This is a genomic window from Streptomyces sp. OfavH-34-F (assembly GCF_022347745.1).
Taxonomy (GTDB): domain Bacteria; phylum Actinomycetota; class Actinomycetes; order Streptomycetales; family Streptomycetaceae; genus Streptomyces.
On the sequence record NZ_JAKRGC010000601.1, the window covers coordinates 1 to 1,561 of the forward strand.

The 1,561-nt window shown below is 75.4% G+C and carries 1 protein-coding gene and 1 pseudogene; both read left to right on the forward strand.

The annotated features are described in order from the left end of the window. Positions 1 to 177: 177 nt before the first annotated feature. Entirely contained in the window at positions 178 to 1,011 is an 834-nt protein-coding gene (locus MHW47_RS35300) for an ABC transporter ATP-binding protein (protein ID WP_239227890.1), read from the forward strand. Beyond that, a pseudogene (locus tag MHW47_RS35305) lies at positions 1,008 to 1,561 on the forward strand (transporter); the annotation flags it as partial. The gene MHW47_RS35300 and the pseudogene MHW47_RS35305, both read left to right, overlap by 4 nt.

The window sequence follows — 1,561 nt, forward strand, 5'->3', positions numbered from 1 at the left end:
GCGGGGCGGGCGCGGTGCAGTGGGCCCGCTGCCCCACCACCGCCAACCGCTGGCTGCCGGAGGCGGCGGAGCTGATCGGCCCGCTCGCGTACGCCTGCGGCCGGGTGGCGGCCGACGCCCGCGAGGCCCTTTCGTAGGCTGGCCCTTCACGTACGTACGGGGTCGAAGGGCGTGCACATGACGGACCGGGCAGCATTCGGGGAGACGGACCGGGACGCGGAGGCCGCCGGCGCACCGCGGGCGGCACCGCCCGCGGTGCGCGTCGAGGGGCTGTGGAAGCGGTTCGGTGAGCAGACGGCGGTCGCCGGCATCGATCTGGTGCTGCCGGCGGGCCGGTTCATCGGGCTCGTGGGGCCCAACGGGGCGGGGAAGACCACGACGCTGTCCATGGTCACCGGGCTGCTCCGGCCCGATGAGGGCCGCATCGAGATCGGGGGCCGCGACGTCTGGCGCGACCCGGTCGAGGTGAAGTCCCGGATCGGGGTGCTGCCGGAGGGGCTGCGGCTGTTCGAACGGCTCTCCGGCCGCGAACTCCTCGCCTACACCGGCCGGTTGCGCGGGCTGCCGGGCGAGGAGGTGGACAGCCGGGCGACGCAGCTGCTCGACGTGCTGGACCTGGCGGGCGCGCAGCACAAGCTCGTCATCGACTACTCGACCGGGATGCGGAAGAAGATCGGGCTGGCCGCTGCGCTGCTGCACAATCCCGAAGTCCTGTTCCTCGACGAGCCGTTCGAGGGCGTGGACCCGGTCTCGGCGCAGACCATCCGCAAGGTCCTGGAGCGCTACACGCGGTCCGGGGCGACCGTGGTGTTCTCCAGCCATGTGATGGAGCTGGTGGAGTCGCTGTGCGACTGGGTCGCCGTGATGGCCGCCGGCACCATCCGGGCGCAGGGCCCCCTCGCGGAGGTGCGCGGGGAGGCGCCCTCGTTGCAGAGCGCGTTCCTGGAGCTGGTGGGCGCGGGCGACCGCGACACCGGTGAGGGCCTGGACTGGCTGGGCGGTGCCCGATGAGCGTGCTCGACGCCCCGGCGCGCGGGACCGGCGGCACGGGGGCCGCCGACGGGGCGGGCGGGGCCGCGGCGCTGATCCCCGTCTTCACCCGGCTCAAGCTGGCGCTGCTGCGCAACGGGCTGCGCCAGTCCGCCGGACGCCGGGCCGTGTACGTGGTCTCGGTCGCCGCCGCGCTGCTGGTCGCGGCGGGGCAGGTGCTCGGGCTGGTCCTGCTGCGCGGGAACGCCCACGCCGAGGCGGTGGTGGTGCTGCTCGTCGCCGTGGTGGCGCTGGGCTGGGCGGTGATGCCGCTGTTCTTCTCGGCCGGGGACGAGACCCTGGACCCGACCCGGCTGGTCATGCTCCCGCTGCGGCCCCGGCCGCTGGTCACCGCGCTCCTGGTGTCGTCGCTGATCGGTCCGGGCCCCCTGTTCACGCTGTGCCTGGCGGCCGGCGCGGTGGCGGCGCTGGCGGGCGGGGCGGGCGCGGTGGTGTGCGCGGTGCTCGCGGTGCCGCTGACGCTGCTGGTCTGCGTGGCGCTGGCCCGTGCGGTCGCCGCCGCCAACACCCG

Coding starts and splice junctions, on each gene's coding strand:
- MHW47_RS35300 (WP_239227890.1), top strand. CDS start 178: ATGACGGACCGGGCAGCATTCGGGGAGACGGACCGGGACGCGGAGGCC.